Consider the following 7,325-nt stretch of genomic DNA (forward strand, 5'->3'; position numbering starts at 1 on the left):
GCCGCTAATTTCATCCTAAATCCAATTGGGAAAAATCATTCTCAGATAATAATCCCCCACTGACAGGGGAATGCCTAAATAAATTGGTAGCCAATGGATAAAAGCAAAAATTATCAAAATTATGAGTGAGCGCGAGCCATTTTTATAAATAGGACTGGAACTTTCTAAACCATCGGCTAAGAGCCAAGCTAGAGCAATCCAAGTGAAGCTATAGGCAGCCATATAATGATAGAGAAAGGTACAGCGACTAATTTTTAACCAGGGCAGCAGATTGGCAATATAGTTACAGATAAGATAGGCGGAAATTACTCGCTCTTTTCGGTTAAATAATCGACTAAAAACCACTAGAATCGCTCCCGTAGAAAACCACCATAAAAACGGATTTCCCATAGCGTGAACATCATAAATTTTATCACCTACTCTCTCAAAATAATAAGCCACTGGTCGCCCCATTACTAACCAACTATACCAGGGAGAACAATAGGGATGCACATCAGATTGATTACCCTTGATTCTCTGATGAAATGACCAAATTTCTTGATGTACTTGCCAAAAATTATATTGATGGTTGACGAGAAGATGCGGTATCCACAGCAAACTATAGGTAACAAGAGGAAAGACAATTAAGGCGATAAAAATGTCCTCTAATCTCAGGTTAGTTGCCTTTGTCCAAAGATGATCTTTTGACTGCTCTTGATTAAATAATTTTATTAACCAAGCAATACCGATAAAAATAAATATTCCCAGTAAAAATCCTAAGCCATTCCATTTAATATTTGCCGCTAAACCGAAAGAAACTCCCGATAATAATAACCAATTGAGTTTTTGATTTTTCTGGAGTGCTAATAAAAAAAATAATTGTCCAGACAAACCGAATAAAATCAAGTAAATATTATTGAGAGCATAGCGGGATTCCACCAGAAATAATCCGTCTAAACTAGCGAGTAAAGTTGTGATTAAAAATACAGTTTTTCTTCGAGTTAATTGATAAGCAATTGCGCCAATAATTAGGGGAATAAAAGAACCAGTCAAAGCATTTAACCAGCGATAACTAAAAGTTGAGCGCAGGGAACCTGTTAAATTATTAATGGTTTCAGGATCCGCAGGAAAATGGGAACCAATCCAGATACTAATAGCAATTAAATATTGACTTAACGGTGGATGAGACTGGAAAAATTCTTTACCGATTAGATATTCATTGCCGTATTTAGCATAATAAACTTCATCGAAAACAAGTGTATTAAATTGACTGAGATTCCAGAATCTTATTCCTAGAGAAAATAAAAATATCGCTAGGATAGATAGGTTAAATTTTACTTGAGAATTCATGGAAAAATAATAGTTATTATAACTGGGAATTTTCTGTTAAACGCGAGCGAAATTCTTTGACGGCAAGACGGGGATTAGGATGGTTAACATATTCGGCTAATAATTCTAAATTTAAATCTGGTAATAAAGCACTTTTAGGGATTAAAATATATTCGCCATTCTCTTGCAAAGAATAGATTTTTAACTGATTATCTTGCCAAAACCAAACCTCTTGAGTTCCCAATCTTTTATAAACTTCTAAAACTTTCAAGCTGCCACTGGTTAAGATTATTTCTATCGCCAAATCAGGAAACTCTTTTTCTGTAAATAAACAAAAACATTTGTCAGGTTCTTTCCCAGCTTCTTTTTCCTGTTTTCGCAAAGTGGTGGAACCTAATCCCCAGAAATCAATTTCAGCATATTCTAAATAAGCTTCTACTAATCTACCAATATCTTCTTTGCTAACTTCGTGACGACGACTAGGAGCCATAATTTCTACCATTCCATCTAAGTAAGTAATGCGATAACTGGAACTATCTTCTAAATGTTTTAAGAGGGTTTCGTACTGTTGCCAATTAACCCCAGAAATAAACATTCTTTGTTCAGGATCATTCGCTTTTAACTCGAAATCTTCTAATCCTTGTAATCGAATCGTAGTCATCATAAAATTAATTACCTCATCTATTTTACTTAATTACTCAGGAAGACTTATTTTGATTTCTTCTGGCGTTAATTTTAGCGCGTAAAATCCTCACTTTATAGGGATCAGCATCTTTTCGCCACAGGATCTGATGGCCTTTGATTGTAGCACAATGATCCTCTAAACATTTTTGCCAACCCTGTAAACGTTCGATCGCTTTTCTATCCTCTAACAATCCCCAATCCTTTTCTAATTTAGTTAAGCGAAGCAATTTATCATAGTTAGGATAATCCGGCGTTACTAAAAGCTCTTTTTCGTGTAGAATTGGCGGATTAGGACTATCCCGATAATCGCGAAAACTAAAATCAGCCGAACCTAAATATACATCCATGCTAGTAGCTAAAATCGGATGGATTTCTGTATCAAAATTGGGATAATAGAGATAGGAAATTTTGGGTTGACGAAAGGATAAACGAATAACATTAGCATTTTCTAACCGTCCGATAGTTTGACTAGCACAACCTTCATATAAGCGTAATAACATCGGTAATTTTTCCAGAATGTTAATATGAATAGTTAGGGAATAACGGGAAAGTTTGCCTAAAGAACTATTTTCACAAGTACGAGCGATCGCTGGCAAATTTCCCGCACTTATTAACACTTCTTCTGCTAAAGCGCAAGCATTGCGATAACTGCCAAATAAAGCTTTAAAATCGGCACGGGTAGCGGGGGATAATTCCCGTACTTTCGGACAGTGGCTAAATTGACTTAAAGCTAAATAAAGTAAAAGATCGGCGCGTCTTTTATCGGCAATTATCTCCCATTCTTCCCCTTCTGTTACTTGTAGAATTACTTGAAAAGCGCGTCTAAAAGTGCCAAATTCTGCCTTAATTTCTTCCTCTTGTAATAATTCTCCCGCAACGGGTAAACGTCCCTGCTGGGTGTAAAATTCCATCAGGGGAGTTAATAAATCTTCGTAATCTTCAAAGCGTTTGAGATGGGTTTTAATTTTAGGGGTAGTAGCGCGGGAACGACATCTGGATAAACGAAAAGTTTCCGCTTTTTCTTCCTCTCGAAAAACTAGATAAATTCCCAAAGTTATCGGAATAGAATCAACCCCTAAACTGCTATCAATATACTGTTTTAGTTCTTCCTGTTGATAGTATTTTTGAAAAGTATTACGACGGGTTATAATTCCATCTTCATAAGCCATTAAACCCCGTTCACTATCATCAATTAAAATCTGTGCTGAAATAATTAAAACTTGACGGGTTAATTGCCAAGCTTTTAATAGAGCGTCTTGTCGTTCTTCGGCGGATTCAATAACATTAATTACATAGCCTAAATTAACAATATCAGATTCAATTAAAGGACTATCGGGACGATAATAAGGATCCCAACCTTCACTTTGATAACCCTGTTCAGCTATGCGTTCTATATCACCCCCATAACCACAACCGTAATCAAAAAAAGTGGTTTCAGGAAGGAATAATCCCGCCGCTAATGCTAATCTTGTCGGACGAGAAAGGGTTTTGCGAACAAGAGCGGCTTTGTGGCGATCAATTATTATCGATTTTTCCCTTTGTCCCTCTAGATTACAAACTAAATAATCTCCTGCAAAATCAAGGTTATGCTTTCTTAAAAGCCGTTGCCATTCCTGTTTAGTACCGATGGGATAAGAACTATTTAAAAGTCCTAAAGCACTCTCGATTTTTGTGAGATGCTCGAATTCTTCATAAAGGGGATAGTCCCTAGTCACAAAAGTTTCTTTTCGGTGTAAAATGGGCGGATTATCGGCATTTTGATAATTCCATTCACTTAAGATTAATGTCCCCATATCTACCACTAAACTTTTAGTTAAAGCTGGGTGAGGTTCCCGATCAAAATCGGGATAAAAAAGATAGGATATTTTCGGTTTATCGGTGCTAAATTTAATTATTGTTGCCTCAGATAAATGCTGATTAATTCTTGCTTGTTGTTCGTAATTCTGGAGGATAGTATCCAGTTGATGTAATGCTTCTCGATGAACATAAAGCGCCCCCGGTAATAGTTTACCGATGGGACTAACTTGACACAGTTGCACGATTACGGCGAAATTCTCAGCCATGACAATTAATCTGTCTAATGACAAATTCTAGAGACAGAAAAAACTAAATAAATCTGGTTAAATGAACCCGATAGCGCTCTTTTTTTGTCACAGTAACCTCACCCACTTCTAGACGACCTTTTCCCCGAAAAGAAATCAAATCACCGGTTTTAACGTTATAACTAGATTGACTTATATCTTTCCAGTTAACTCGCACATCCCCGGCACTAATTGCCTCGGCCATTTTACTGCGAGAAATGCCAAAACCCGCCGAGGCAATCGCATCCAAACGTAAGGAAGCTTCCACGGTATTAATTTCTTTTTTTTGCGGTGGTCTAACTTTTAATTCCGTCAAAGGAATCAGGCTAGTTTTCACTGGAACCGAACGCACTTGTCGCAAATTAGCAGATAAAAAATCTGCCAATTCAGGCACTACAATCGCCTGCGCTCCTCGCTCACCTAAAACGATTATATCGCCGACTTTTTCCCGGACGATACCCGTCCCCAACATCGCCCCTAAAAAATCCCGGTGGTTAGCGGTATCAAAAAGAAAATTACCGGCAATATCAAGGGCAGATAGGGGAATATCTGTTACTGTCAAAGGTAGATCAACTCTAGCAATACCGAGGCGCTGTCTTTCTGCTTGGGGATAACCGCCCCATTTTTGCATTGACACATCAGTTAAACGCTGAAAAACTCGTTCCACTTCCGCTAAAACCGCAGGAGAAAGAAAGTCTGTAGTCGTCACTTCCCAAGTCTTAATCGCTTGTTCGGCTTTATCAATAACTTTCGCTATCTCCTCGCGGTTTTCGACACCCTTTAGTAATTCTTCTCTTGGTAACATTGTTTTGTGGTAATTAATCAAAAATTCTTAGGAAAAAATCAGATGACCGATAACTTATTCCCGATAACCGTTCACCTTTCTAGGGCGTATCCTTGCAGATTTTCGGGGTTAAATTGACGCAGGATAAGAGTCGCTTGATTTTTCAGGTTTTCCGAACCCTGCACGATAATAATATATTTTCCCGCACCGAGACGATTGCGATAAGGAAGTGCATCGCCACTGCCGGACGATAAACCCACGCCACCACCGACAAAAATACTGCCCATCGCCCCCCCCATCGCCCCGGCAATGCCGCCGACGATATGATTGCCCGGTTCTCCGGCCCAATCAAAGGTATGCAATCCCGTAATCAGGTTAAAAAGGTAGCCGCCGGCAAAACCGAAGGGAATTAACCAAAAAGCCATGAGAGTAGCCCGTTTTTTGGCCTGTTGGAAGGGATCGATCAAACCGAACTCATCAGCACTTTTATAGCCGCGACCGAGAATGGTCACTTGAGATTGGGGAATTCCCGCCTTTTCCAGGGCAACGGCAGCTTCTTCTGCTTGTATGCGATCAGCTAACACGGCAATGAGATAATTCATATTCTCCAACTTTTTAGGCTATCTTCATCTCCTATTGTAAGGATTTTGGGGACTGAAAAGCCGCTCGATCAAGAAAATATTCAAGGGGATGCGTTAGTCAATCTTGGATAGGATTGATTAATGTGGAATTATTAGCAATTCAAGAAATTGCTCTATCTTGGTTATTTTTGGCACTAATTTACTATAAAGAAAGATAGTTTAATTATTATTAACAGGAAGTTTTTTAGGACTATTACCATTGGGATTAGACTGTAAAGTTTGACTCACTCCTGTCATTATTTGAATGTTTTCATCGGCTACATCTGAGGTAAAAACTAAAAGAGAGATTAGATTTTTGGTAATAATATCTAGTCTTAAGTAATTCACTTGTACGCCAATTGAATTTATGAAAAAAAGAGAAATAAATAGCGCAGATCCAGCCTTCTCTTATAGATATAGACCAATTTAGATGCGCGGCAGCTTATTAGTTAAAACCGACTTGACTGCTGAAATAGGGAATTGATTCCCTGACCGAAGATTGACTTCTCTCTTGCGTTTAATTGTGGCGCTGGGATTCCTAACCGTTGTATGATGGAAAAATGCGAAGACTCACAATCACTCGACCCGACGACTGGCACCTTCATCTCCGGGATGGTGCGGCACTGAAAGCGGTTCTACCCCATACGGTGCGCCAGTTTGCCCGTGCTATTATCATGCCGAATTTAAAGCCCCCAGTGCGCTCGGTGGCCGATGCCGCCGCCTACCGCGATCGCATTCTGGCAGCAGTTCCAGAGGGTCAACAGTTCGAGCCATTGATGACCCTCTATCTCACCGATAATACCAGTCCCGAAGAAATTATGGCGGCGAAAGCCTCCCAGTTTGTCAAAGCGGTGAAATACTACCCGGCCGGTGCGACAACTAATTCCGACTTGGGGGTGACGGACCTTCGTAGGTGCGATGGCGTTTTGGCAGCGATGGAGCAGGTAGATATGCCGCTACTACTGCACGGAGAAGTTACCGATGGTGATATTGATGTGTTCGATCGAGAGAAAGTGTTCATTGAGAAGCACTTGCTCCCACTGATAACAAGATTTCCGAAACTGCGTGTCGTGTTTGAACACATTACCACTGCCGATGCGGTCAAGTTTGTTCTATCTGCTAACAACAACGTCGCCGCCACAATTACGCCCCAACATTTATTGTTTAGCCGAAACATTCTCTTTACCGGTGGCATTCGTCCCCATTTTTATTGCCTGCCGATTTTGAAACGAGAGGATCATCGTTTGGCACTTTTGCAAGCGGCCACATCGGGCAATCCCAAGTTTTTCCTAGGGACCGATAGTGCGCCCCATTCTCGCTACAGCAAAGAAAGTTCCTGTGGCTGCGCGGGTTGTTATTCGGCTCTGCACGCCCTAGAGTTGTACGCAGAAGCCTTTGAGAGCGTCGATGCGCTTGAGCAACTGGAAGGGTTCGCCAGCTTCCACGGGCCAGATTTTTATCAACTCCCCCGGAATACCGAACAAATCACCTTAACCAAAACCCCTTGGCGCATTCCCGATGAATTGCCATTTCCCGAATCTGGACTGGTGCCGTTACGAGCGGGTGAAGAGATAACCTGGCAATTAGGGGAATAGAAAACCGCCAGTCTTGATAAGATCTCTTGCATAAGTCTAGACAAAATAGGATAAAATAGTCCAAGAGTTAAGATTGAAAGATGACTTACGAACAAGTAAAAACTTTAAAGCCAACAGAGTTCAAACGCTTGTGTGGCGTGTATCCAGATACATTTAAGGATATGGTAACAGTCCTAAAGGCAGAAAAAGTTTGGCAAAAAAAGACAGGAAGACCTAGCAAATTGAGTACGGAAGACCAACTACTAATAACACT

General features: G+C 40.2%; 6 protein-coding genes. 1 reads left to right on the forward strand and 5 read right to left on the reverse strand.

All coding sequences use genetic code 11. The features are described 5' to 3' along the window. Nucleotides 1-15 precede the first annotated feature (15 nt). From ACOCD9_RS14900 to ACOCD9_RS14920, 5 genes are all read right to left on the reverse strand, one after another. Nucleotides 16-1,329, reverse strand: coding sequence for a dolichyl-phosphate-mannose--protein mannosyltransferase (locus ACOCD9_RS14900; RefSeq protein WP_419547869.1), 1,314 nt, complete (start codon nucleotides 1,327-1,329; stop codon nucleotides 16-18). Nucleotides 1,330-1,345: 16 nt separating this feature from the next. Further along, a complete protein-coding gene (locus ACOCD9_RS14905) occupies nucleotides 1,346-1,972 on the reverse strand; it encodes a Uma2 family endonuclease (RefSeq protein WP_149974348.1) in 627 nt (208 codons plus the stop codon). A gap of 34 nt (nucleotides 1,973-2,006) precedes the next feature. Beyond that, nucleotides 2,007-4,055, reverse strand: a complete 2,049-nt coding sequence (locus tag ACOCD9_RS14910) for a DNA phosphorothioation-associated putative methyltransferase (RefSeq protein ID WP_419547870.1) — start codon at nucleotides 4,053-4,055, stop codon at nucleotides 2,007-2,009. 43 nt (nucleotides 4,056-4,098) lie between these two features. Then, on the reverse strand, nucleotides 4,099-4,878 hold the full coding sequence (locus ACOCD9_RS14915; RefSeq protein ID WP_004158156.1) for a photosystem II S4 domain protein: 780 nt from the start codon (nucleotides 4,876-4,878) through the stop codon (nucleotides 4,099-4,101). 71 nt (nucleotides 4,879-4,949) lie between these two features. After that, a complete protein-coding gene (locus ACOCD9_RS14920; RefSeq protein ID WP_002740417.1) occupies nucleotides 4,950-5,459 on the reverse strand; it encodes a hypothetical protein in 510 nt (169 codons plus the stop codon). Nucleotides 5,460-6,037: 578 nt separating this feature from the next. Here ACOCD9_RS14920 and pyrC point away from each other — a divergent pair. After that, nucleotides 6,038-7,072, forward strand: a complete 1,035-nt coding sequence (gene pyrC, locus ACOCD9_RS14925; protein WP_287700601.1) for a dihydroorotase — start codon at nucleotides 6,038-6,040, stop codon at nucleotides 7,070-7,072. Nucleotides 7,073-7,325 lie beyond the last annotated feature (253 nt).

The sequence above is a fragment of the Microcystis sp. genome, assembly GCF_048564745.1.
In the GTDB taxonomy this organism is placed as follows: domain Bacteria; phylum Cyanobacteriota; class Cyanobacteriia; order Cyanobacteriales; family Microcystaceae; genus Microcystis; species Microcystis ichthyoblabe_A.